Source organism: Paragemmobacter straminiformis, from assembly GCF_014243445.1.
In the GTDB taxonomy this organism is placed as follows: Bacteria; Pseudomonadota; Alphaproteobacteria; order Rhodobacterales; family Rhodobacteraceae; genus Paragemmobacter; species Paragemmobacter straminiformis.
In genome coordinates this window covers 42,867-66,568 of sequence record NZ_JACLQD010000006.1, presented here as the reverse complement: position 1 = coordinate 66,568, position 23,702 = coordinate 42,867, and the positions used below count along the sequence as shown (strand labels likewise).

The following is a 23,702-nucleotide window of genomic DNA, read 5'->3' as shown; positions in this document are numbered from 1 at the left end:
GCGGGTTCATCCGGGGAATGGCATGATCGAAAACCCTGTGCTGCGCGGCTTCAACCCCGATCCGTCGATCTGTCGGGTGGGGCGGGACTATTACATCGCGACATCGACCTTTGAATGGTATCCGGGGGTGCAGATCCACCATTCGACGGATCTTGTGAACTGGCGGCTGGTGGCGCGGCCCTTGCGGCGGGCGAGCCAATTGGACATGCGCGGCAACCCTGACAGTTGCGGGGTCTGGGCGCCGTGCCTGTCTTATGCGGATGGCAGGTTCTGGCTGGTCTACACAGATGTGAAGCGCTTCGACGGGGCGTTCAAGGACGCGCACAACTACATCGTCACCTGCGAGGCGGTTACGGGGGAATGGTCCGATCCGGTCTATGTCAATTCCTCGGGGTTCGATCCGTCGCTGTTTCATGACGGGGACGGGCGGAAGTGGTTTTTGAACATGCGCTGGAACCATCGCGGTGCGGGGACGGGGCTGAACGCGGCGCATGACAGTTTCGACGGGATCGAGGCGCAGGAATGGGTCGAGGGTGTCGGGCTGGTCGGCGAGGTCGCGACCATCTTCACCGGCACGGGGCGCGGGCTGACCGAGGCGCCGCATCTGTTCAGGCGGGGGGGCTGGTACTACCTGACCACGGCCGAGGGCGGGACGGGATATGACCATGCGGTGACGATGGCGCGGAGCAGGGCGGTCTTGGGGCCGTATGAGCTGCATCCGCAGGGTCATCTGATGACGGTGGCGGACCCCGCGCATGGATTGCAGCGCGTGGGCCACGGGCAATATGTCGAGACGCCGGAGGGCGAGGGGTTCCACACGTTCCTGTGCGGGCGGCCGCTCGGGGGCGGGTTCTGCCCGCTGGGGCGCGAGATGGGGCTGGCGCGGGTGGAATGGCGCGCGGACGGGTGGCTTTATCTGGCGGGGGGCGGGATGGCGCCGCCCGTGACCGTGGCGGCGGGTGCGGAGCGGCTGCCGGATGCGCCGGTGCTGCGCCGCTTTGCGACAGAATTGCCGCCCGAGTTCCAGTGGCTGCGGACGCCCTATCCCGGGCGGCTGTTCACCCTGACCGGCAGCGCCTTGCGGCTGACGGGGCGAGAGAGCCTTGGGTCGTGGTTCGAGCAGGCACTGGTGGCGCGGCGGCAGGAGCATCACAGCTACCGCGCTGGGACGGAAGTGATCTGCGAGGCGCCCAACTGGCAGCGGGCGGCGGGGCTGGTCACCTATTACAACCGCCACAAGTTCCATGCCGCGTTGGTCAGCCACGAGCCGGATATCGGGCGCTGTCTGGTGCTGGTGTCCTGCCTTGGCGACTGGCCGGGCGAGGCGCTGAGTTTCCATGCCAAGGTGCCGCTGGGGGCGGGGGCGGTGCGGATCGGCGTTTCGGTCGAGGGCGCGGTGCAGCGGTTTTCGGTGGCGGCGGGGGCAGGGGCGATGCAGGCGGTCGGGCCGGAACTGGACGCGCGGATCATCTCGGACGAGGGGGGGCGGGGGGAGCATGCCTCGTTCACGGGCGCTTTCGTCGGAATGCTTGCCTATGACCTGACGGGGCAGGGCTGGTCGGCGGATTTCACGCGGTTCGACTATATTCCCGCCTGAGGGGGGCGGAAGGAACTTGATCAAATCCCGCGCCCGCGCGTAACCATTGGGGGAAGCAGCAGGAACGGGCCGGAATGGACGACGAGACGCGCAAGATTCCCTCGCACGAGGTCACCTATGGCCGGTTGCGCGACATGATCCTGTTCGGGCGGCTGGAACCGGGGCAGCCGGTGACCATTCAGGGACTGGTCAAGGAGTTGGACGCGGGCATGACCCCCGTGCGCGAGGCGATCCGGCGCATGACCGCCGAGGGGGCGCTTTTGCCGCAGGGCAACCGCCGCGTGGCGGTGCCGAACCTGACGCCCGCGCTGCTGGAGCAACTGGCCTTTGTGCGGCTGACGGTCGAGCCGAAGCTTGCCGAACTGGCGGGGGCTGCGCTGACGCCCGCGCTGATCGACCGGCTGGAGGCGATCGACGGGGCGGTGGACGCGGCGATCAAGGGGGGGCGGGTGTCCGATTACCTCGAGAGCAACCACGCCTTCCATTTCGCGCTTTACGAGGCGTCGGGCGCGCCCTTGCTGGTGGATATCGCGCGGTCGCTGTGGCTGCGGTTCGGCCCCAGCCTGCGGGTGGTTTGCGCGCGCTACGGGGCGACGGCCTTGCCCGACCGGCACGAAGAGGCGCTGGCGGCGATGCGGGCGGGGGATGTGAAGGGGCTGGCGCGGGCCATCGAGAACGACATCCAGCAGGGCATCGACCAGATCCGGCAGGCGCAGGAGGCGGGCGAGATCTGAGGCCGCGGCCGCTGTGGCCTGCGTCGCGCGGGGGGCTTTCCGCCCCCCGTCCATCGGCTTTGCCGACGGACTCCCCCCGAGGATATTTGGGGCAAGAGGAAGCGGCGGGATAATTTGATCAAATTTCTTGAACGCGGCGGGATTTGATCATACTCTGGCGGTCAAGCGGTGCGAAGGGTCGCACATGCGCTGATTCCGCGAGGTTTGTCCCATGAACATGATCACCAACCATCTGCCGACGGCGGAGCTGCAGGCGCTGGATGCGGCGCACCACATGCACCCCTTTACCGATGCGAACGGGCTGGCGACCAAGGGCGCGCGGATCATCACGCGGGGCAAGGGCGTGTGGCTGACCGACAGCGAGGGCAACCGGATCATCGACGGCATGGCGGGCCTGTGGTGCGTGAACATCGGCTACGGGCGCAAGGAACTGGCCGAGGTGGCCGCGCGGCAGATGGAGGAGCTGGCCTATTACAACACCTTCTTCCAGACGACGCATGTTCCGGCCATCGCGCTGGCCGCGAAGATCGCAGAGCTTGCGCCGGGGGACCTGAACCATGTGTTCTTCGCAGGGTCGGGGTCGGAGGCCAATGACACCAACATCCGGCTGGTGCGGCGCTACTGGCAGGTCAAGGGGATGCCGGAGAAGCGGGTGATCATCGCCCGAAAGAACGGGTATCACGGCTCGACCATGGGTGGCGGCAGCCTTGGCGGGATGGCCCCCATCCATGCGCATGGCGGGATGATCGACGGGATCGAGCATATCGGCCAGCCCTATTGGTGGGGCGAGGGCGGCGACATGACCGAGGCCGAATTCGGCCTGCTGCGGGCGCGGGAACTGGAGGACAAGATCCTCGAGCTGGGTGTCGACAAGGTTGCGGCCTTTATCGGAGAGCCGGTGCAGGGCGCGGGGGGCGTGATCGTGCCGCCGGCGACCTATTGGCCGGAAATCCAGCGGATTTGCGACAAATACGGCATCCTGCTGATCGCGGACGAGGTGATTACGGGCTTTGGCCGGACGGGCAACTGGTTCGGCAGCCAGACATTCGGCATCCGCCCGCATATCATGACCATCGCGAAGGGGCTGTCTTCGGGTTACCAGCCCATCGGCGGGTCGATCGTCTGTGACGAGGTGGCGCGGGTCGTGGCCGAGGGGGGCGAGTTCTTCCACGGTTACACCTATTCGGGCCATCCGGTCGCGGCGGCGGTGGCGCTGGAGAACCTGCGTATCCTGCAGGAAGAGCATATCATCGAGCATGTGCGCGATGTGGCGCATCCTTACCTGCGGGAACGCTGGGAGGCGCTGACCGAGCATCCGCTGGTGGGCGAGGCAAAGCTGGTGGGGCTGATGGGGTCGATCGCGCTGACGCCGGACAAGGCCAAGCGGGCCAAGTTCGCGAGCGAGGCGGGGACCGTGGGATTCCGCACGCGCGAGCGGTGCTTTGCCAACAACCTGATCATGCGCCATGTGGGCGACCGGATGATCATCTCGCCGCCGCTGGTGATCACGCCGGCCGAGATCGACATTCTGATCGAGCGGGCCAAGACCTCGCTTGACGAGAGCTATGCAAGCCTGAAGGCGGACGGGTTGCTGGTGGCGAAGGCCGAGTGAGGCCCGCTGACTAGGATTGCGCTTGTGACTTGGCCCCCGGCTGCGTAGACAGTCGGGGGCAACTTATTGATTAGGCGGTAGAATGGGCATGGATTCAGGGGCGATGCGTGCCTTGGGCATGGTGGCGGTGATGGCTTTCTGTGCGGGGCAAGCGCAGGCGGGGGGCATCGGCGAACCCGTGGACGAGGCCGATCCGCAGGTTGCCGTTCTGCCCGAAGGTCCCTGTCCGGCTGTCGATCCGGAGGAAGAGGTCCGCGAGATCGTCGATCCGGGTGTCTACGAGGAATTGCCCGATGTCGCTTGGGAGGGTGGCGGCGAAAGTGACGGCGCCGGGACCGACGAGGGGACCGACGGGGGCGGTGACGAGGTCGGCAGCGACGAAGGCGGCAGTGACGCCGGGGACGATCCGCGCATCTACTATACGGTCGGGCAAAACCCGGAGGTGGACGGGGGCGGCGTGACGGTCGATGATTCCCTGCTGCAAAGGGGCGAGACATCGGCGCTTCGGTCGGGGAGCAGCGACGGGCAGTCCTGCCTGTTCCTGTCTTTCCGCAAGGGCTTTGTTTGCGACTGATTTAAACGCCGCAGGGCGGAAAAGGGGCGGGGCCGAAGGGTCCTGCCTTTTTTATTGGCCTGACGTTCCGGCCTTGCCCTTTGACGGGGCGCGCTGCGTCAGGCGAGCAGGATTGCCCCGAGCCAGAGGCCCAAGGCAAATGCGGTATGGGCCGCGATGTTGAGGGCGCGGGATTTTGCGGGGTTCGGGGTGTTCGACGCCGCCCAGCCCGCGCCCATGCCGGGGGCGAGCAGGAACCAGCCCGCCAGAATCGTGACCATGCCGCAGGCGAAGGCGGGCAGGAAGGTGGGGTTGGCGGTCCAGTCCGGCCCCGCGATCAGGATCAGGGCCGCAGCATAGACGATGCCCGTGGCGTAATGGGCGAGCCAGCCGATGGCGGCCTCGTTCTTGACGGGAGGGGTGCGGGTGATGTCGCCGTGGAAGAGTTTGCCGCGCGGCACCCATGCGAACCAGCGCCCGACGAGGCCCCAATTGGGCAGCGGGTTGCCCGTGGCGCGGTTGAGGGCGAGCGCCCAGAGGTCCATCGCTGCCGTGCCGCAGATGCCGATGACAAGGCTGTGCCAGATGAAAGATGCCATGATGTCCCCCGTGTTTCGCCCTTGATCGCCGGAAAGCCGGGGCAGGTGCGTTTTGCTGCATCCTCCTTTCGTTGAAAAGCCGGATAATCAACCCCCGTTGGATGGACGCCTTTGTTTCGTCGGTGATTTTGGGCCTGTCTCGTGCCGGAGGGTTCCGGTGCGGACTTGTGTAACGTTTGAGTACGAGGAACGCGTGATGAAAGACTTTACCCTGATCGGCCGTATCGGTCTTGTGGCGCTGTGCGGGCTTTACACCGCCGCAGCGGGAACCGTGGTGCTGGCCGACGAGCCGGAAGTTGAACTGCAGGCGATGCCGGTCGGAAGCGAAGATGGCGTTGCCATCGACGTCGGCACCGGCGGCGATGAAGGCGGTGCTGTCATCGAGGACAGCGGCGAGGCGGTCGACGGTGCCGTCGACGGTGGGCCGACCGAGGAGTGGATCGACGATGTCGAGTTCATCCCGCAGGAAGACGGCCAGATCTTCATGGCCCTGCCGCTGCCGGCCGCGCCCGTGGGCGGTGCCAAGGATGCGCCGGTTGCCGCGCAAAGCGAAGGTGGCGATGACATGACCGGCAACTGCCTTGCTCCGGTTCGTGTCGGCGCGCGGATGGTCTGCAAGTAAGACGGCTGCCGCCTGCGCTGTGCGGGCGGTGTTGCCAAAGGGGCCAGCGCGCGTTTAGCTGGCCCCTTGTGTGGTTTGACCAGTGGGGGTGGTTATGCGTGGTTTTCGGGTTCTGGTGTTCAGTGTTGCGCTGCCCTTGGCCTTGGCGGGCGGTGCGGTCGGCGGGCGGGCCGAAACGGTTGCGGATTATGATCCTGTGGCGCTGGGCTATGTGCAGGCGCTGCAGCACGAGGGGTATAGCGACATCACGGTCGACACGACCTGGCTTGGCCGGGTTCGCATTCTTGCCTGGATGAACGGAAGGTGGCGCGAGATCGTGCTGCACCCGACCTCGGGCGAGGTGCTGCGCGATGTGGTGGAGATGCCCGATATCCAGATGGCGGACGGGGACCACGATGTGCCGACCCGCACGGGAACCGCTGCCGCGAACCGCAGCGCGTCGGGGTCGGGGGGCGGGCTTGTCGCCGCCGCGATCGAGGGAACCGATGCGGAGGCCGCGTCGGGAACGGAAGGGTCGGACGCCGGGACCGAGCCCGCGGGCGGCGCGACGGGCGGTGACGCGGCAATCGTGGAACCCGACGCACCATGAGGCGGTTTCCGCTGTCGCGTTCCCCGCTTGGGCTGGTGGTGCTGGTGCTGGCGCAGCTCGTCTGTCTTGCGGTCTTCAGTTGGGATCTGCTGACGTCGCTTCTGCGCATTCCCGTGCGGCCGATGGCTTGGGAGCTGCGCGAGTTGATGGACATGGGGGCGACGCTGGGGCTGATGGCCGGTTTCGTGCTGGGCGCGGTCACGCTGTGGCGCGTGGTGCGCGAGCGCAACCATGCCGAAGCGGCGCGCGACAGGGCCGAGACGCAGTTGCGCCGCGCCTCGACCGCGTTCCGGTCGCTGCTCGACGAGCGGTTCGGGGAATGGGAGCTGACGCCTGCGGAGCGGGATGTGGCGCTGTTCGCGCTGAAGGGGATGTCCTTGGCCGAGATCGCGGCGCTGCGGGATACGACGGAGGGAACGGTGAAAACCCAGACCAACGCCATTTACCGCAAGGCCGGGGTGACGGGGAGGCCGCAGTTCCTGTCGCTGTTCATCGAGGACCTGCTGCTCGGGGCCGAGGCCACGCCTTCGGTCATGCTACAGGACGTGGCGGCCTAGCTCTGCCAGTGCGGGGACGGTGCGGCGGGGCGCTGCGCTTCGTGCTGCCTGTGGCTGCGGCGGCCAGGCGAGAGGTTAATCCGCCTTGCTGTGCCGCATGGCTTGAGATTTCCGCGTCTGCCGCCTACACCTTGGGCAAAGAACGAAGGAACGCCCCATGCGCACATTCAACGATCTGGCCGAGACCATCGGGAACACGCCGCTGCTGAAACTGAAGCGCGCGAGCGAGATGACGGGCTGCACGATCCTTGGCAAATGCGAATTCATGAATCCGGGCCAGTCGGTCAAGGATCGGGCGGCGCTTTACATCATCAAGGATGCGGTGGCGAAGGGCCTGCTGAAACCCGGTGGCACGATTGTCGAGGGCACGGCGGGGAACACGGGGATCGGGCTTGCGCTGGTCGGGGCGAGCATGGGGTTCAAGACCGTGATCGTCATTCCCGAGACGCAGAGTCAGGAAAAGAAAGACATGCTGCGCCTTGCGGGGGCGGAACTGGTGCAGGTTCCGGCGGCACCCTACAAGAACCCCAACAATTACGTGCGCTACTCGGGCCGTCTGGCCGAGGCTTTGGCGCGGACCGAACCCAATGGCGCGATCTGGGCGAACCAGTTCGACAACGTGGCCAACCGCCAGTCGCATATCGAGACGACGGGGCCGGAAATCTGGGAACAGACGGGCGGCAAGGTGGACGGGTTCATCTGCGCGGTCGGATCGGGTGGCACGCTTGCAGGTGTGGGCATGGCGCTTCAGCCCAAGGGCGTGAAGATCGGTCTGGCCGACCCCGAAGGCGCTGCGCTGCATGCGTTCTACACCACGGGGCAGCTCGACTCGCCCGGGACCTCGATCACCGAGGGGATCGGGCAGGGGCGGATCACGGCGAACCTCGAAGGGTTCAAGCCCGATTTCAGCTATCGCATTTCCGACGCCGAGGCCTTGCCGCTTGTCTTCGAGATGCTGGAGGACGAGGGCATCTGTCTGGGCGGGTCTTCGGGGATCAACATCGCGGGGGCCATCCGCATGGCGCGCGAGATGGGGCCGGGCCATACGATCGTGACGATCCTGTGCGACTACGGCAACCGCTACCAGTCGAAGCTGTATAACCCCACGTTCCTGAAGGAAAAGGGGCTGCCCGTGCCGGAGTGGCTTGACCGCGCGCCGCGGGCGATTCCGACGGTGTTCGAGGACGCATGACCATAGGCGGCGCCCTGCGGCGGGGATTGGCGGGGGGGCTGCTTGCGCTGTGCCTTGGCCTGCCTGCCGTGGCGCAGATGACGGTGACCAAGGGCGCGCCGAGTGCGACGCCCGCGCCACCTGCTTCGGACCCTGCGGCGGGAGAGGCGATCCAGAACCGCCCGTCGATCGTGGCGCAGAAGGCGCCGAGCGGGCTGGTGGTGTCGAAAGGCTCGGTCGGGTCGGCGGCGCTTGACTATGCCGCGTGGGAGAAGGCGGCGGATCGGGCCGAGACGGTGCTGACCGACCCTGCGGTGACGGAAGAGGCGCTTGATACGTTGCGGGCGCAACTGGTCGACTGGCGGGCGGCGTTTCTGGTCTCGCAGAATTCGAATACGAGCCGCGTTGCCACGCTGCGCGACCAGATCGCGGCGCTTGGCCCCGTGCCTGCCGAGGGCGAGACCGAGGTGGCCGAGATCGCGCAACGCCGTGTGCAGTTGAGCGAGCAGCTGATCCGGGCGCAGGCGCCGGGGATCGCGGCGGAAGAGGCCTATCGCCGTGCCGACGGGCTGATCGGCGAGATCGACCGCAACCGCCGCGAGCGGCAGGCGGACCAGTTGTTGCAGCTTTGGCCGGCGCCGATCAATCCGGCGAACTGGCCTGCGGCTTTGGCCGAGATGCGCGACACCGCCAAGGCGCTGTGGACGGAAACCTCGTTCCGCTGGCGCAAGGGCGAGGGCAAGCGCGAGCTGTTCGACAATGCGCCGCTGATCGTCGTTCTGACGGCGATGGGCATCGGCTTCCTGTGGCGCGGGCGGATGATGGTGGCGCGGCTGGCGCTGGCCGTTCCGCCCCGCCGCACGGCGCGGGGGCGGCGGGTGGTGGCGCTGGCCGCTTCGGTCGCGCAGGTGCTGGTGCCGGTGATCGGGCTGATGGCGCTGGCCCATGCGCTGCGCCTGACGGGAATGACGGGCACGCTTGGGGCGACGGTTCTGGATGCGCTGCCTTTGGCGAGCTTTACCGTGCTGGCCGCGCATTGGCTGGGCATGGTGGTCTTTCCCGTCGACGAACAGGCCGAGACGCTGATCGCCCTGCCGCCCGAGCGGCGGGCCGAGGGGCGCTTTCTGACGGCGGTGATGGGCGTGGTGCTGGGCGTCGAGAAGCTGCGGCAGGTGATCATGCTGCAACGCGGTGCCGAGCCTGCGGCGGTTGCGGTCTGGGAGTTTCCGGTGCTGGTGGCCGTGGCGGTGCTGTTGCTGCGCCTTGGCCATCTGATCGGCAAGCATGTGAAGGCAGAGGGCGAGGATGCGGCCGGGTATTCCGCCCGCGTGCTGGGGCTGATCGCCAAGGCGGCGATGCTGGTCGGGATCGTCGGGCCTTTGCTCGCGGCGGTGGGTTACATCGCGGCGGCAGGGGCGCTGGTCTATCCGGCGGCGCAATCGCTGGGGCTGGTGGCGCTGCTGTTCGTGCTGCAACGGTTGGTGGCCGATCTGTACGGGCTGGTCACCAAAAGCGATGCGGCCGACCAGGACGGGCTTTTGCCCGTGCTGATCGGCTTTTGCATGGCCTTGGCCTCGCTTCCCGTCTTTGCGCTGGTCTGGGGCGCGCAGGCGGCGGATATCACCGAGCTGTGGCAACGCTTCCTTGGCGGCTTCCAGCTGGGCGAGACGCGGGTGTCTCCGACGGATTTCCTGCTGTTCCTTGTGGTCTTTGGCGCGGGCTATGCGGTCACGCGGCTGATGCAGGGGGCGTTGAAGGGAACGGTGCTGCCGCGCACCTCGCTTGATACGGGCGGGCAGAATGCGGTCGTGGCGGGGCTGGGCTATCTGGGCATCTTCCTTTCGGCGCTGCTGGCGATCAACTTCACGGGGATCGATCTGTCGGGGCTTGCCATCGTGGCCGGTGCGCTTTCGGTGGGTATCGGTTTCGGCTTGCAGAACATCGTGTCGAATTTCGTGTCGGGGATCATCCTGCTGATCGAGCGGCCGGTCAGCGAGGGGGACTGGATCGAGGTGGGCACGGTGCAGGGCATCGTGAAGTCGATCTCGGTGCGGTCGACCCGCATCCAGACCTTTGACCGGTCGGATGTGATCGTGCCGAATACCGATCTGGTGGCCGGAAGGGTGACGAACTGGACGCGGTTCAACCTGTCGGGGCGGCTGGTGGTGGCGGTGACGGTGGCGCACGGGGCCGACAGCCGCAAGGTCGAGCGGGTCTTGCGCGAGATCGCCGAGGCGCAGCCCCTTGTGATGCTGAACCCGCCGCCGGTGGTGGCGCTGATGGGGTTCAACAATGACGGGCAGCTGTTCGAGATCCGCATGATCCTGCGGGACGTGAATTTCACCGTACCGGTGCGCAGCGAGGTCAACCACCAGATCCGCGAGCGTTTCATCGCCGAAGGCATCGACCTGCGGCCGGCACCTGCCGAGCCTGTGCCGCTGGAAGTGCGGATGCTGAAGGATGACGGGGCCGCCGCGGCAGCTGCGCCCGCGCCCGTTGCACGACGGCGGCGCGTGACCGAGGCGACCGATGCCCTGCCCGAGGCCGAGGGCGGGGCGACATTGTGAGAGGAGTGAGGTGGTGACCGAATTGCTGTTCCGCGCCGATGCCTACCTGCGCGAGGCCGAGGCCCGCGTGACCGGGCATACCGCCGAGGGCGGGATCATCCTTGACCGGACGGTGTTCTACCCCACGGGGGGCGGGCAGCCCGGCGACAGCGGCCTGCTGGTCTGGGAGGGCGGGCGGATGCCCATCGCGACCGCCGTCAAGGCCGAGGGCGGGCAGGTCGCGCTTGTCGCCGCCGAGGCGATGGCGCTGCCCCCTGCGGGGACGCTGGTGACCCAGCGGCTCGACTGGGAGCGGCGGCACAGGCATATGCGCGTGCATACCGCGCTGCATCTTCTGTCGGTGGTCATCCCCTTGCCGGTGACGGGCGGGCAGATCGGGGCCGAGAGGGGGCGGCTCGATTTCGACATGCCCGATCCGCCCGAGGATGTCGCTGCCATCGAGGACAGGCTGAACGCGCTGATCGGCCTTGACCTTGCGGTGACGGATGAATGGATCACGGATGCCGAACTCGACGCCAATCCGGGTTTGGTCAAGACCATGTCGGTCAAGCCTCCGACGGGGCAGGGCAGGGTGCGGCTGGTGCGGATCGGCACGGCGGGGCAGCTGGTCGACCTGCAACCCTGCGGCGGAACCCATGTGGCCCGCACCGCCGAGATCGGCCATGTGCGCATCGGCAAGATCGAGAAGAAGGGCCGGCAGAACCGCAGGGTGACGGTCGAGCTGGACGGCTAGGCGCGCAGGCCGGAGATGCCCGCCGCCGCGCGCGGGGGCAAGGCGCGGTGCCTTGGGCCTGCCGCGCCACGGGTGCGGATGCGGTGCCGCCCCGCGCGCAACAGCGCCTGCCGTGCCCCCTTGCACGCCCCGCGCCCAACCCTTATGACAACCCCCACGGACAGGTGGCCGAGTGGTCGAAGGCGCACGCCTGGAAAGTGTGTAGGCGGGGAACCGTCTCGAGGGTTCGAATCCCTCTCTGTCCGCCATAACATCATAGATATCGATAATTTACGCGATCCGCAGCCGGATGGCGCCTGATTGGTCGCCGGTATGGCGGTTTTTTGGCGGTGCTTCACGGCTTCGGGCGGCGGCCTTCATCGGGATATCGGTCACCGCTGTGATGATCTGCCCAACCTCTGCTTCGGGGCGGGCATCAAGGATGTCCGGATCGTTCAGGACGGTGGAGGGCTTTCGAAGGCCCGCGCGGGATCGACTGTGCGCTGCCCGGTCAGGTGGTTCTTCAGCGCGTCCGGGAATTCTTTCCGCGCGCATGTCCGGACGCGCGCGGACCCCGAGGGGCGGCGGGCGTGGCCGGGGTCGTGGTGCTTCATTCTACAAGCGGGGAGAGCCCATGCGCTGCCGTGGCGGCGGTTTCCGCGCGGGTTTTCCGGTGTCGGGGCAAGCCGCGGGGCCGGTTGATTCGTGATTTGCGCAGGCGCGGATGGGGGCCGCGAGCGCGCAAGTTGGTGGAAAACTATTTCCAAAATAGAAGCCTGTCGCGACAATCGGGGGATTTCGGGCGAAAATCGGGGCGAAATACGCGAGGAATCCGAGGCGCGCGGGGCGATTTCAGGATCGATCCGAAGAATGAGGAAAATAATTTACATAGAGGTCTGCCGTAGCTAACACTTCATTTGTGCAAGATTCGCTTGTCTCGAATGTCGGAAGAGGAGCCGGCGAGGCAGGGGGGAGGCGCGCGTAAGCGGCCAGGGGCCGCTGTATAACAGGGAGAGAGAAAATGTTTCACAAACCAAAGAATGCGCAGGCCACCCGCATCAGTCGCCGCCGGTTCCTCGAACTGGGTGGATATGGTGCGACGATGCTCGGGACCGGCTCGATGGCCGTGGGCCTGAACTCGACGATCATGTCGACCCCCGTGCAGGCCGCTTCGTCGGATGCCGCCAAATGGCAGCAATACGCCGGTTCGAAGCTGACGTTCCTGTCGGAAAACACGCCGCCGTCCTTTGCGATCCGCGACAATATCAAGGCGTTCTATGACCTGACCGGCATCGAGGTCGAAATCCTGACCGACGACCTTCCGGTCGTTCAGCAAAAGGTCGGCATCGACCTGCGCTCGGGCAAGTCGGACTATGCGCTGAACTACATTCAGGACAAGCCGATCGGCGCGCCCTTTGCCGACTTCTACGTCGACCTTTCCAAGATGTTCGGCGACGATACCCTGCCGCAGGACGTCGACGGCTATGGCGATGACGCCTGGTTCACCAACTTCCTGTCGGCTTGCGGCCGCTTCTACAGCGAGGACAAGATCGTCGCGCTGCCCTATGACGCTGCCATCGCCGTGACCTTCTACCGTCAGGACCTGTTCGAGAAATACACCAAGGACTTTGAAGCCGAATTCGGCTACCGTCTGGAGTACAACGAGAACTCGACCTGGAAGAACGTTCTCGACATCGCAACCTTCTTCAAGAAGCTGAAAGAGGGCGGGGCGGACGTTCCCTATGGCTACGCCCAGCACCAGGGCAGCTTTGCATGGACGACGCAGCTCGACATCCAGCGCATGATGTTCGCGCATGGCCGCTGGCTCGACTTCAACATCGATGACAAGCTGGGTTCGAAAGAGCCGGGTCCGACCAACTGGGGCGACGAGCAGTCGGTGCTGATGCTTGAAAAGTTCAAGGCACTGGCGGATGTTTCGCACCCCGACAACCTTGCCAACGGCACGCTTGAGCTGAACACGGTCTACCAGTCGGGCAATATCGCGATGCAGGTCCAGTACCATGAATTCGCGGCCTCGGTCGAAGACGAGAAAACCTCGGTCGCGGCGGGCGGAAAGACCGCTTACGCGCCCTGCCCGAAAGGCGAGGCGAGCTGGATCCTGAACGGCGGCCAGGCCGTGAACGGCACGAACTGCGGGATCGGCGGCATCGGCATCAACGCCAACGCTTCCGAGGATGTGCAGCGCGCGGCCTACCTCTTTGCGATCTGGTCGACCTCGAAGAACATCCAGTACGATGTTCTGAAGGGGCTGGGCGGCACGCCGACCCGCAAGTCGGTTCTGGACATTCCGGAAGTGCAGGCCGCGCAGAAGCGTCCGTCAAGCATGCCGAACGCGCTGACCTTCGATGCCGTCTACAATTACGGCATCAAGGACCCGAACTTCGTGCTCGGGCCGAAGATCCTCGAAGCGAACGAATACCATTCGATCATCGCGTCGGAATCGCAGCGGATGCTGTCGGGCGAGCAAAGCCCTGCGGATACCGCGGCCTCGCTCAAGAGCCAGCTCGACGAGCTGAACGGCGTGTAAGCCGAACCTGCCGGCGGTCCATCGGGCCGCCGGTTCCCCCTTCATCCAAATTGCCGCCCCCGGCCTGCATCGCGGCCCAAGGCAGGAGCGACGACCGACATGACAGATGTCTCATCCCTTTCCGGCAGCACGCGCGACATGGGCGCGCAACTGTTCCGAGCGCGTGCGCATTCCGTCGAAGTGGAGGCGCGTCCGCGTGCCGAGATTTCGCACAAGCCACGCAATTTCAACCCGCCATTGCCGAAGCATTACTACTTCTACCTGATGGCCCCTGCGATCGCGATCCTTGCGTTCATTTCGCTTTATCCCTTCTTCTGGCTGATCATCATGTCGTTGCAGGACGTGACCATCGGCGGCGGCGAATGGGTCGGCCTGAAGAATTACACCAAACTGTTCACCGACGCACGCTTCCTCGAAGGCTGGGTGTTGCTGGCGAAATACAGCATCATGTGTCTTGGTCTTCAGGTCGGGCTGGGTGTCACGCTGGCTGTTGTCGTCAACAGTTCGCGCTATGAAAAATACCTTGTTACGGCGCTGTTGATGCCGATGATGATGGCGCCTGCGGTGGCGGGTCTGCTGTGGCTCTTTCTCTATAACGGGACGTTCGGCTGGTATCACTGGTTGCTGCAAAGCGCCGGTATCCTTGACAGCGCATCCATCCTCGCCGGGTCGAACACCGCCATGTACGCCATCGTTCTGGTCGATGTGTGGCAGTGGACGCCGCTGATCACCATCATCGCGCTGGCCGGTCTGAAGCGGGTGCCGCGTGACCAGCTGGAGGCCAACATGGTCGATGGCGCTTCGCCCTTGCGCAACTTCTTTGCGATCATCCTGCCGAACCTGTACCCCGTCCTGCTGATCGCGGTGCTGCTGCGCTTCATGGACAACTTCCGCTTCATCGACTCGCTTCTGGTGCTGACCGGCGGCGGTCCGGGGAGTGCGACGAAGATCCTGCCGGTCTACCTGTTCGAGGTCGCCTTCAAGTTCTTCAAGCTGGGTCGGGGTGCGGCCATCGCGCTGACGCTTCTGCTCGTCACCATCCTTCTGGGCAAGCTGCTTGTCCGGGTCTTCGAGAAACCCCAGGGCGGAAAGGGCTAACCCAATGGCTTCCCGTGACGTCGTATCCTACGATACCCCGCTTTCGCGCGTGTTGCGCATCCTTGCCAGCCTGTTCCTTGCGCTTTACCTCGTCTGGACGCTGCTGCCCTTTGTCGTGATGTTCGTCTCGTCCTTCAAGGACATGCTCGAGGCGTTCAAGCTGCCTGCCGTGGGCGACTGGGCCGGCATCACCGTCTTTTTCGAGTTCACGCCGACTTTCAAACACTACACCTCGCTTTTCACCGAGAACAGCTTCGGGACCTATATCCTGAACAGCCTGATCGCGGCGGGCGGGTCGGCGCTGATCTCGGTCGTGTTCGGGTCGCTTGCGGCCTATTCGCTGAGCCGCGTGGACTTCAAAGGCAAGCAGGACCTGTTCTTCTGGATCATCTCGACGCGCATGGCGCCCGTGGTGGCGGTGATGGTGCCGCTTTATGCCATCTTCCGCAGTCTTGATCTTGTCGGCACCTTGCCCGGCCTGATCCTTGCCTACACGACCTTCAACCTGCCCTTTGCGATCTGGATGCTGAAGGGGTTCTTCGACAACGTCCCCTACGCCATCGAAGAGGCGCAGATGGTCGACGGTGCGACGCGGTTCGAGGCATTCCGCGCCATCCTGCCGCTGGTCGCGCCGGGGATCGGGGCCTTCATCGTGCTGTGCGTTCTCTTTGCCTGGAACGACTTTCTGTTCGCCGCGATCATCGGGTCGGGCGGGGCAAAGACGCTGCCCGTGGCAACACGCGAACTGGTGCAGCCGCAGAACATCCAGTGGGGGTCGATCATGGCGGCAGGGGTGGTCACGACCGCACCGATGATGCTGCTGGGCCTTGTGATCCGGAAATACCTCGTGGCTGGCCTGACGATGGGCGCGGTCAAGGAATGATGCGGGCGGCGCGGCCAAAGGAGCCGCGCCCCTATACCAAAGAGCCGGGAGGAGACATTTATGGCTACGGTTACGATCAGGAACGTCTGGAAATATTACGGCGAGACGCCTGCGGTGAAGGATCTGAACATCACCTGCCCCGACGGCAGCTTCGTGTCGATCCTCGGCCCGTCGGGCTGCGGGAAATCCTCGACCATGCGGATGATCGCAGGGCTCGAACATATCAGCAGCGGCGACATCCTTTTCGATGACGTGCGGGTCAACGACCTTGCCCCCAAGGACCGCGACGTCGCGATGGTGTTCGAGAACTATGCGCTTTATCCGCACAAATCGGTCTATGAAAACATCGCCAACCCGCTGCGTCTGCGCGACGTGAAGGAGGCGACGATCAAGGAACGTGTCGAAGGGGCTGCGAAACTGCTCGAGATCGGGCATCTGCTCGGCCGTCGCCCGCACGAATTGTCGGGCGGGCAGAAGCAGCGGGTTGCCATCGGGCGGGCCATCGTGCGGGAACCGAAGCTGTTCCTGTTCGACGAGCCCATCGCGCACCTTGACGCCAAGCTGCGCGCGCATATGCGGGGCGAGATCAAGCATCTTCAGCGCACGCTTGGCACCACGATGGTCTATGTGACGCATGACCAGCTCGAGGCGCTGTCGATGGCCGACTATATTGCGGTCATGCATGACGGCGAATTGCAGCAGTGGGGCACGCCGTCCGAAATCTTCAACAACCCCGTCAACGCATGGGTTGCAGGTTTCGTCGGCGAACCGGCGATGAACTTCCTGACCTGCGGGATCAAGGGCGAGGGCGACAAGGTTTCGCTCATGCACCGGAATTTCGAGATTCCGCTGCTCGCCGGGCAGGTGCGGCAGTTGAACGGCGCCGCCCAGACGGGCACGGCGCGGATGGGCGTGCGCCCCGATGCGCTTTCGATCAGCATGACAAAGCCCGACGAAGCGGCTATGCGCGGCGAGATCTTCGTGAACGAATTGCTCGGCGGGGACATGTTGGTGGAGGTTGCCTTGGACGATTGCCGCATCCGCGTGAAGACGACGCCGGAATTCGCGGGCAAGCCGGGCGAGGCCTGCTACCTGACCGTCAACCGCGACAAGTGGCACGTCTTCGACGCAGGCGACGGCCATGCCTATTTCTGAGGTCACAGCCGCAGGACAGGGGGGTGTTCCCTACGCAAGGGCGCTGGACGCCTTTCTTGCGGCGCATGTGACTTCGGACGGGATGGACGGCATCGTCCAGGCCTATCGGGCAGTTCAGGCCATGCCCTATTTCTCGGGTCCCGACCGCAGCCCGCTGGCGGCGCTGCAATCGGGGCGGGGGGCCTGCACGGCAAAGCATCTGGTGCTGCGCGATGCGCTGCGCCGGATGGGGCAGGGCGCCGTGGTCGAGATCGTCGAGGGCGATTTCGCAAGCGCCGTCCCGCTTCACCCCGGCATGCCGCCCCAGCTTCTGGGCATGCTGGCTGACGGTGGTGTGACCGACTTCCATTGCCGTGTCCGGTTGGACAGCGGGCAGGCGATGGATGCGACATGGCCTTTGGCGTTGCGGCGCTGGGGCTTCGAGGCGGATGCGGCGTGGCGCGGACAGGGCGACACGGTGCAGGCGATCCCGCAGGTGACCGTGAGGTCGCGGGATGAGGATGTGCTTGGCACGAAGGCGAAGCTTCTGGTGACGCTGTCGGAGGAGGACAGCGCGCGACGGCTGAAGTTTCTGGCCCTTTTGTCGGGTTGGCTCGCGGGGTTGCCGCAGGCCGTTGGTGCATAGGACGACGGGGGGAGGAAAACTTGTCGCGGACGGGTAAGGTTTTCGTCGGCATAGATGCCGGCACGACGGGCTGCACGGTGATGGTCTTCGACGAGAAGGGCAACGCGGTCGGCCACGGATATCAGGAATACAACTGTTCCTCGCCCCAGCCGGGGTGGATCGAACAGTCGCTGGACGACGTTTGGGCGGGCATCTGTTCGGCGACGAAACAGGCGGTTGCCAAGGCGGGGCTTCCGGCCGATGCCTATCATTCGGTGGGCCTGTCGAGCCAGCGCGGGACGTTCGGGTTGCTGGACGAGAACCGCCGCCCGCTGATGAATTCGCTGGTCTGGAACTGCGGGCGGGCGTTGAAGAGCGTCGAGGCGATCTCGGCCGAATTCGGCGCGGCGGAGCATCAGGCGCATACCGGAATGACGATCAGCCCGCTCTGGTCGGCGGCAAAGATCGTCTGGTTGCGCGAGAACCGGCCCGACCTGTTCGACGCGACGCGCTGGTTCGTGAACGGGCAGGAGTATTTCCTTTGGCGCATGGGGGCCGAGGATTGGGCGACCGATCCGGCATCGCTGACGCTGAACGGGATGATGGACATTGCCAAGCTTGACTGGTCGGACCGGATCCTGAAGGCCTGCGGCATCGGGCGCGACCGTCTGCCCCCCGTGGGCACGCCTGCGACGATGGTGGGGCGACTGTCGAAGGCCGCCGCGCATGAGACGGGCCTGCCGGAAGGGGTGATCCTGTGCCGTGGCGCGGGCGACCAGCAATGCGCCGCCATCGGCGCGGGTGTCATCAGGCAAGGGATGGCGGAGTTCACGGTTGGCACCTCGGGCGTGATGGTGGCGCATCTGGACAGCGTGGACCGTATCAAGGGCAACAAGCTTTGGTGGGGCGGCCACGGCGTGCCGGGGGCATGGGATATCGAAGGCGGGGCCTTCAGCCTTGGTGCCTCGTTGCGCTGGTGGCGCGACCATCTGGGCCGCAACGAACTGGATGAAAGCGCGCGGCGCAAGACGAGCGTTTACAGTGTCATGGTCGAACAGGCGCATAATTCGAAACCCGGCGCCAATGGTGCGATGTTCCACAGCTTCATGGCTTCGCAGGTCACGCCCTATTACGATGCGGTGGCGCGGGGCAGCTTTCTTGGCCTCGGGCTTTATCACGAACGCCATGACCTCATCCGTGCGCTGCTGGAAGGCTGCTCGCACGAGATGAAGATGGTGTTCGACAGCTTCCAGTCCGACATAGACGGCGGGATCACCGATTTCCGCCTGACGGGCGGCGGGACGAAGTCGGACGGATTTGTGCAGATCATGACCGATGTGATCGGCGTTCCGTCGACCGTGACCAAGGAGCGCGAATGCACCGCGCTGGGGGCCGCGATCCTTGGCGCCTACGGGTCGGGGGCATTCACCTCGATCGACGAGGCGGTGGGGGCGATGGTGCAGGTTGAAAGCACCTTCGAGCCGAACACGAGGCTTGGCGAGCTTTATGGCGAGCAGCACGGCATCTACCGCGGCATCTACGAGGCGGTTGCCCAAAGCGGGCAATACGCGAAGCTCAGCGATTTTTCGCAGAAATATCAATAAGACAGGAGGGTAAGATGGGTATTCCCGGTATTCGAGGCATGGAACATGTGGGCATTACGGTGCCCGACATCAACGAAGCCTGCGATTTCTTCACGCGCATCCTTGGCGCCGAGGTGCTGTTCACCGCCGCCACCGATTTCCGTGGCGAGGGCGACTGGATGCACGAGCATCTGAACGTGCATCCGCGGTCGGAGATCAAGGAATTCCGCTATGTGCGGCTTGGGAACGGCACCAACCTCGAAGTGTTCCAGTATTCCGCGCCGGACCAGAAGACCGAAGGGCCGTTGAAGAATTCGGACGTCGGCGGGCATCACATGGCATTCTATGTCGATGACATGGAGGCCGCGATCACGTTTCTCAAGGACAACGGGGTGAAGGTTCTGGGCGAACCCACCAGCTATACCGACGGTCCGAACCTTGGCCTGACATGGTGCTATTTCATGGCGCCCTGGGGGCTGCAACTCGAGGTGGTCTCTTCGCCCAAGGGGACGGTTTTCGACAACGAGGCGAAACAGGCAGGCCGTCGCCGCCTGTTCGACCCGTCGCGTCCGGCGGAAACGCTGATCTGACGTGACGAAAGGGGGGCCGGGGCCGGCCCCCCGCACAACCTGAAAGGAAAATTCATGCCCCTGGTTTCAATGGGCCCGATGTTGCGTCGGGCGCGAGCGGACGGTTATGGCATCGCCGCCTATAACATGATCGATTTCAACTCGGCCAAGTCTATCATTTCCGGTGCTGCCGAACTGTCGGCGCCGGTGATCGTGCAGGTCTCGGTCAAGACGGTGAAGCATTGGGGCTATGCCCATGTGGCGACATGGGTGCGGATGCTGGCCGAGGACGCGCCGGTGCCTGTGGCGCTGCATCTGGACCACTGCACGGATATCGATGTCATAAGGCGTTGCATCGATGCGGGCTGGACCTCGGTCATGTTCGACGGATCGGCGCTGCCCTTTGCCGAGAACCTTGAAAAGTCGTCGCTGGTCTACGGGTTGACAGAAACCGCCGGTGTGGGGCTGGAGGCCGAGATCGGAGCCATCGGCGGGGTCGAGGACGACAAGGTCGTGAACGACGACCAGTCGCGGCTGGCCGATTATGACGAATGCCTGCGCTTCGTCGCAGCGATGCCGAACCTTGCCGTCTTTGCCCCCGCCATCGGCACGGCGCACGGCTTCTACAAGGGCGAGGCGAAGATCGCCTATGACCTTCTGGAGCGGATCACCAAGGCCATCGACACGCCCATCGCATTGCACGGCGGCACCGGACTGACGGATGAACAGTTCACGCGCTGCATTTCCCTTGGCTGTGGCAAGGTCAACATCTCGACCATGCACAAGCGTCTGTTTATCGACGGATTTGTCGGGCTGAAGGCGGAAAGGCCGAAGCTCGAGGAGCCGCTGCCTTTCCTCGCCGCGCAGCATGACGCGATGAAGGGGGATGTCATGGCCTGCATCCGCACCTTCGGTTCGGCGGGCCGCGCGGCGGAGGCAGCCCATGCCGCATGAGATGCAGGCGCTGATCTTCGATTGCGACGGGGTTCTGGTCGATACCGAGAGAGATGGCCATCGCGTGGCCTTCAACGCGGCGTTCAAGGCCGCGGGGCTTTCGGTCGAATGGTCGGTGGAACGCTACGGCGCGTTGCTGACCACGGGCGGCGGCAAGGAGCGGATGCGGCGGCATTTCGATGAAACCGGCTGGCCCGAAGGCGACCGTGACGCGCTGATCGCGCAGCTTCACCGGCTCAAGACCGATATCTTTATGGAACTGATCGAAAGCGGTGCCTTGCCGCTGCGCCCCGGCGTGGCGCGGATGGTCGATGCGGCGCTAGGGGCGGGGTTGCAGGTCGCCGTCTGCTCTACCTCGAACGAACGCGCGGTGGAAAAGGTGGTCGAGGTGCTTCTGGGGCCGGAGCGTGCAAAGGCGATCGTGATCTTTGCGGGCGATGTGGTGGCGAAAAAGAAGCCCGATCCCGCGATCTACACGCTTGCCGCAACCACGCTGCGCCTGACGCCTTCGGCCTGCGTGGTGATCGAGGACAGCCACATCGGCCTGAGCGCCGCGAAGGGGGCGGGGATGCGCTGCGTCGTCACCCGTTCCACCTATACCCACGACGAGGATTTCACGGGCGCGGACCGGATCGTGGACCATCTGGACCAAGGCATCGACCTTGGCCTGTGCCGGAGCCTGACCAAGGAGGAGGAACCCCAATGCCGTTGACCGTCATCGCCACCCTGAAAGCCAAGGCCGGCAAGGAAGACGCGCTGTTTTCCGTGCTGCAAGGGCTGATCGCCCCGACCCGCGCCGAAAAGGGCTGCGTCTTTTACGACATGCATAAATCCGAGGATGAGGAGGGTCTCTTCATGTTCACCGAGGAGTGGGAAAGCCGCCCGCTCTGGGATGACCACATGGCCTCGCCCCATCTGACGGCGTTTTCGGCCAAGCAGGATGATCTGGTGGCCAACTGGACGCTCTTTACCGGACAGAAGGTGTAAGCCATGAAGATCAAGTTCTATGCCCATGCGAGTTTCCGGCTGGAAGGGGACGGGCTGGCAATCGTGACCGACCCCTTCAATTGCGAGAAATCGCATTTCGATCCGATCAACGAACCCGCCGATATCGTGCTTATGTCGTCGGACACGGATGATTTCCATTCGGACCCGAGCCATGTCACCGGCAGCCCCGAAGTGGTGAATACGCTTGCCATTCCGACGGGTGGGCGCGTGGTCAAGGGGATCGAGGTGACCTCTTATCCCGCGACGGAAAGCCTGACCTTCGATTACCAGACGGAGTATGGCCGCGATCCGGATGCGAACGCGCTTTACCATTTCAGCCTTGGCGGGCTGCGTTTCCTGCATATGGGAGACATCGGGACTGCGGTGCCGGAGGGGCATTTGCAGGCGCTGAAGGGCAAGGTGGATGTGCTGCTGGCGCTGACGGGCGACCATGCGACGATCCCGCTGCCGGATCTGGACGAGGCGATCCGCGTGATCGGACCAAGGGCCGTGATCCCGATGCATTACTACAGCCCCAAGGGTGTCTTGAAGATCGAGCCGGTGGAAAGCTTCCTTGCCCGCGTGCCTGCGGAAAGCATCACCCGCGTGGGCGGGTCCGAGATGGAGCTGACGCCGGACATGTTGCCTGCAAGCGGTGCGCCGAGGGTCTTTGTCTTCGAACAGTCGCGCTGACGCATTCCCCTGACTGGATGCGCGTACTCGCCCCTGCCCGCTTTTCGGGGCAGGGGCCTTTTCATCCCATAGGTGAGCCATGACCGCCCCCACCCCCAGCCACGCCCGAAACATGCGGCTTCTGTCGCAAAGCGATCAGGGCGGGCGGCCCGATGGCGTGCAGCTTATGGTGCATCGGGGCTATGCCTATGTCGGTCATATCTTTTCCAAAGGGTTCAGCGTGATCGACCTGCGCGATCCGGTGAACCCGCGCGCGGTGGGCTTTGTCGCGGCGCCGCCGAACACGTGGAACCTGCATTTGCAGACGCATGACGACCTGCTGCTTGTGATCCATAACAAGGACATGTTTGCCCAGTCCGACATGGCCGACGAAAGGGCCTATTACAAAGGCGGGGTCAGCCACCATGCCGGCGGGGCGCGGGACTGGTCGGCGGGAATGGCGGTCTACGATATCGCGGACCCCGAAAAGCCGCGCGGGATCGGCTTCATGAAGGTGGAAGGCATGGGCCTGCACCGCATCTGGTATACGGGCGGGCGCTGGGCCTATGCCTCGGCGCTGCTGGACGGGTTCACGGATTACATCCTGATCGTAATCGACATGGCGATCCCGGAAAAGCCCATCCTCGCGTCGCGCTTCTGGTTGCCGGGGATGAACCATGCCGCGGGCGAGGTGCCGGACTGGCCGCAGCCGACGGGGCGCTTCGGGCTGCATCATCCGATCGTGCAGGGCGACATTGCCTATTGTGCATGGCGCGATGCCTGTCTTGCGGTCGTCGACGTTTCGGACCGGCATTCGCCGAGGTTGATGAACCACATCGTCTGGTCGCCGCCGTTCGGGGGCGGCACGCATAACGCGCTGCCGTTGCCGGGGCGCGATCTTCTGGTTGTGGTGGACGAAACCGTGCTGGATCATGGCGAGGACGGGTTCAAGCCGATCTGGGTCTTTGACAACCAGATCAAGGGAAGGCCAAAAAGCATTTCGACCTTTCCGCCGCCGAAGGACCGCGACTACCACGCGGTCGGCGGGCATTTCGGGCCGCACAACATCCACGAGAACCGGCCCGGCACCTTTCAGTCGGAAACGCTGATCTTTTCGACATGGCAGAATGCCGGCGTGCGGGTGCATGACATTTCCGACCCCTTCCACCCCGTCGAGGTGGGCGCCTGCGTGCCGCCGCCGCCGGCGCGCATGGTGGACCCGCGCCCGAACCGTGCGGCGGTGCTGCATTCGGCCGATGTGCATGTGGACCGCAATGGTCTGGTCTATGCCACCGACTTCAACGCAGGGCTTTCGGTGATGGAATACCTTGGCTGA

At 64.8% G+C, this 23,702-nt stretch carries 23 protein-coding genes and 1 tRNA gene; 23 read left to right on the top strand and 1 reads right to left on the bottom strand.

The genetic code is table 11. The annotated features are described in order from the left end of the window. Window positions 1-22: 22 nt before the first annotated feature. The 4 genes from H7F16_RS17810 to H7F16_RS17795 all read left to right on the top strand — a co-directional run bounded on the left by H7F16_RS17810 (window position 23) and on the right by H7F16_RS17795 (window position 4,517). The gene (locus H7F16_RS17810) at window positions 23-1,597 is read left to right on the top strand and encodes a glycoside hydrolase family 43 protein (protein ID WP_185798994.1); all 1,575 of its coding nucleotides are present in this window, start codon (window positions 23-25) and stop codon (window positions 1,595-1,597) included. Between the two features lie 74 nt (window positions 1,598-1,671). After that, on the top strand, window positions 1,672-2,331 hold the full coding sequence (locus tag H7F16_RS17805) for a GntR family transcriptional regulator (RefSeq protein WP_185798993.1): 660 nt from the start codon (window positions 1,672-1,674) through the stop codon (window positions 2,329-2,331). Between the two features lie 211 nt (window positions 2,332-2,542). Continuing rightward, a complete protein-coding gene (locus H7F16_RS17800; RefSeq protein ID WP_185798992.1) occupies window positions 2,543-3,943 on the top strand; it encodes an aspartate aminotransferase family protein in 1,401 nt (466 codons plus the stop codon). Window positions 3,944-4,025: 82 nt separating this feature from the next. After that, the gene (locus H7F16_RS17795) at window positions 4,026-4,517 is read left to right on the top strand and encodes a hypothetical protein (protein WP_185798991.1); all 492 of its coding nucleotides are present in this window, start codon (window positions 4,026-4,028) and stop codon (window positions 4,515-4,517) included. A gap of 98 nt (window positions 4,518-4,615) precedes the next feature. Here H7F16_RS17795 and H7F16_RS17790 read toward each other — a convergent pair whose 3' ends face one another. Next, a complete protein-coding gene (locus H7F16_RS17790; RefSeq protein ID WP_185798990.1) occupies window positions 4,616-5,095 on the bottom strand; it encodes a DUF2938 domain-containing protein in 480 nt (159 codons plus the stop codon). Window positions 5,096-5,291: 196 nt separating this feature from the next. Here H7F16_RS17790 and H7F16_RS17785 point away from each other — a divergent pair, with 196 nt between their 5' ends. The 19 genes from H7F16_RS17785 (at window position 5,292) to H7F16_RS17695 (ending at window position 23,702) form a co-directional block, all read left to right on the top strand. Further along, entirely contained in the window at window positions 5,292-5,717 is a 426-nt protein-coding gene (locus H7F16_RS17785) for a hypothetical protein (RefSeq protein ID WP_185798989.1), read from the top strand. A gap of 94 nt (window positions 5,718-5,811) precedes the next feature. Next, window positions 5,812-6,306 (top strand): hypothetical protein, encoded by a 495-nt coding sequence (locus H7F16_RS17780; RefSeq protein WP_185798988.1) that lies wholly within the window; start codon window positions 5,812-5,814, stop codon window positions 6,304-6,306. Beyond that, a complete protein-coding gene (locus H7F16_RS17775; RefSeq protein ID WP_185798987.1) occupies window positions 6,303-6,863 on the top strand; it encodes a helix-turn-helix transcriptional regulator in 561 nt (186 codons plus the stop codon). The genes H7F16_RS17780 and H7F16_RS17775 overlap by 4 nt, the downstream gene beginning before the upstream one ends. A 157-nt stretch (window positions 6,864-7,020) precedes the next feature. Beyond that, entirely contained in the window at window positions 7,021-8,055 is a 1,035-nt protein-coding gene (locus tag H7F16_RS17770) for a cysteine synthase A (protein WP_185798986.1), read from the top strand. Further along, window positions 8,052-10,601: a DUF3772 domain-containing protein gene (locus H7F16_RS17765; RefSeq protein ID WP_185798985.1), complete on the top strand. Its 2,550-nt coding sequence runs from the start codon at window positions 8,052-8,054 to the stop codon at window positions 10,599-10,601. Before H7F16_RS17770 ends, H7F16_RS17765 begins: the two co-directional genes overlap by 4 nt. Before the next feature lie 13 nt (window positions 10,602-10,614). After that, entirely contained in the window at window positions 10,615-11,334 is a 720-nt protein-coding gene (locus H7F16_RS17760; RefSeq protein ID WP_185798984.1) for an alanine--tRNA ligase-related protein, read from the top strand. A 158-nt stretch (window positions 11,335-11,492) separates the two neighbouring features. Then, window positions 11,493-11,582 (top strand) — tRNA-Ser (locus tag H7F16_RS17755). A gap of 752 nt (window positions 11,583-12,334) precedes the next feature. Next, entirely contained in the window at window positions 12,335-13,861 is a 1,527-nt protein-coding gene (locus tag H7F16_RS17750; RefSeq protein WP_185798983.1) for an extracellular solute-binding protein, read from the top strand. Window positions 13,862-13,960: 99 nt separating this feature from the next. Continuing rightward, window positions 13,961-14,959: a carbohydrate ABC transporter permease gene (locus H7F16_RS17745; RefSeq protein WP_185798982.1), complete on the top strand. Its 999-nt coding sequence runs from the start codon at window positions 13,961-13,963 to the stop codon at window positions 14,957-14,959. A gap of 4 nt (window positions 14,960-14,963) precedes the next feature. Continuing rightward, on the top strand, window positions 14,964-15,842 hold the full coding sequence (locus H7F16_RS17740; protein ID WP_185798981.1) for a carbohydrate ABC transporter permease: 879 nt from the start codon (window positions 14,964-14,966) through the stop codon (window positions 15,840-15,842). 60 nt (window positions 15,843-15,902) lie between these two features. Beyond that, window positions 15,903-16,997, top strand: a complete 1,095-nt coding sequence (locus H7F16_RS17735) for an ABC transporter ATP-binding protein (protein ID WP_185798980.1) — start codon at window positions 15,903-15,905, stop codon at window positions 16,995-16,997. Beyond that, window positions 16,984-17,622, top strand: coding sequence for a hypothetical protein (locus H7F16_RS17730; protein ID WP_185798979.1), 639 nt, complete (start codon window positions 16,984-16,986; stop codon window positions 17,620-17,622). The genes H7F16_RS17735 and H7F16_RS17730 overlap by 14 nt, the downstream gene beginning before the upstream one ends. A 20-nt stretch (window positions 17,623-17,642) precedes the next feature. Next, a complete protein-coding gene (locus H7F16_RS17725) occupies window positions 17,643-19,205 on the top strand; it encodes an FGGY-family carbohydrate kinase (protein WP_185798978.1) in 1,563 nt (520 codons plus the stop codon). A 14-nt stretch (window positions 19,206-19,219) separates the two neighbouring features. Next, the gene (locus H7F16_RS17720; RefSeq protein WP_185798977.1) at window positions 19,220-19,774 is read left to right on the top strand and encodes a VOC family protein; all 555 of its coding nucleotides are present in this window, start codon (window positions 19,220-19,222) and stop codon (window positions 19,772-19,774) included. A 54-nt stretch (window positions 19,775-19,828) separates the two neighbouring features. Further along, window positions 19,829-20,707, top strand: a complete 879-nt coding sequence (locus H7F16_RS17715) for a class II fructose-bisphosphate aldolase (protein ID WP_185798976.1) — start codon at window positions 19,829-19,831, stop codon at window positions 20,705-20,707. After that, complete coding sequence (locus H7F16_RS17710) at window positions 20,697-21,419, top strand: HAD family hydrolase (protein ID WP_185798975.1); 723 nt, start codon at window positions 20,697-20,699, stop codon at window positions 21,417-21,419. Before H7F16_RS17715 ends, H7F16_RS17710 begins: the two co-directional genes overlap by 11 nt. Then, window positions 21,410-21,694, top strand: a complete 285-nt coding sequence (locus H7F16_RS17705; RefSeq protein WP_185798974.1) for a putative quinol monooxygenase — start codon at window positions 21,410-21,412, stop codon at window positions 21,692-21,694. The genes H7F16_RS17710 and H7F16_RS17705 overlap by 10 nt, the downstream gene beginning before the upstream one ends. Before the next feature lie 3 nt (window positions 21,695-21,697). Further along, a complete protein-coding gene (locus tag H7F16_RS17700; RefSeq protein ID WP_185798973.1) occupies window positions 21,698-22,387 on the top strand; it encodes an MBL fold metallo-hydrolase in 690 nt (229 codons plus the stop codon). Between the two features lie 79 nt (window positions 22,388-22,466). Further along, window positions 22,467-23,702, top strand: coding sequence for an LVIVD repeat-containing protein (locus H7F16_RS17695; RefSeq protein WP_185798972.1), 1,236 nt, complete (start codon window positions 22,467-22,469; stop codon window positions 23,700-23,702).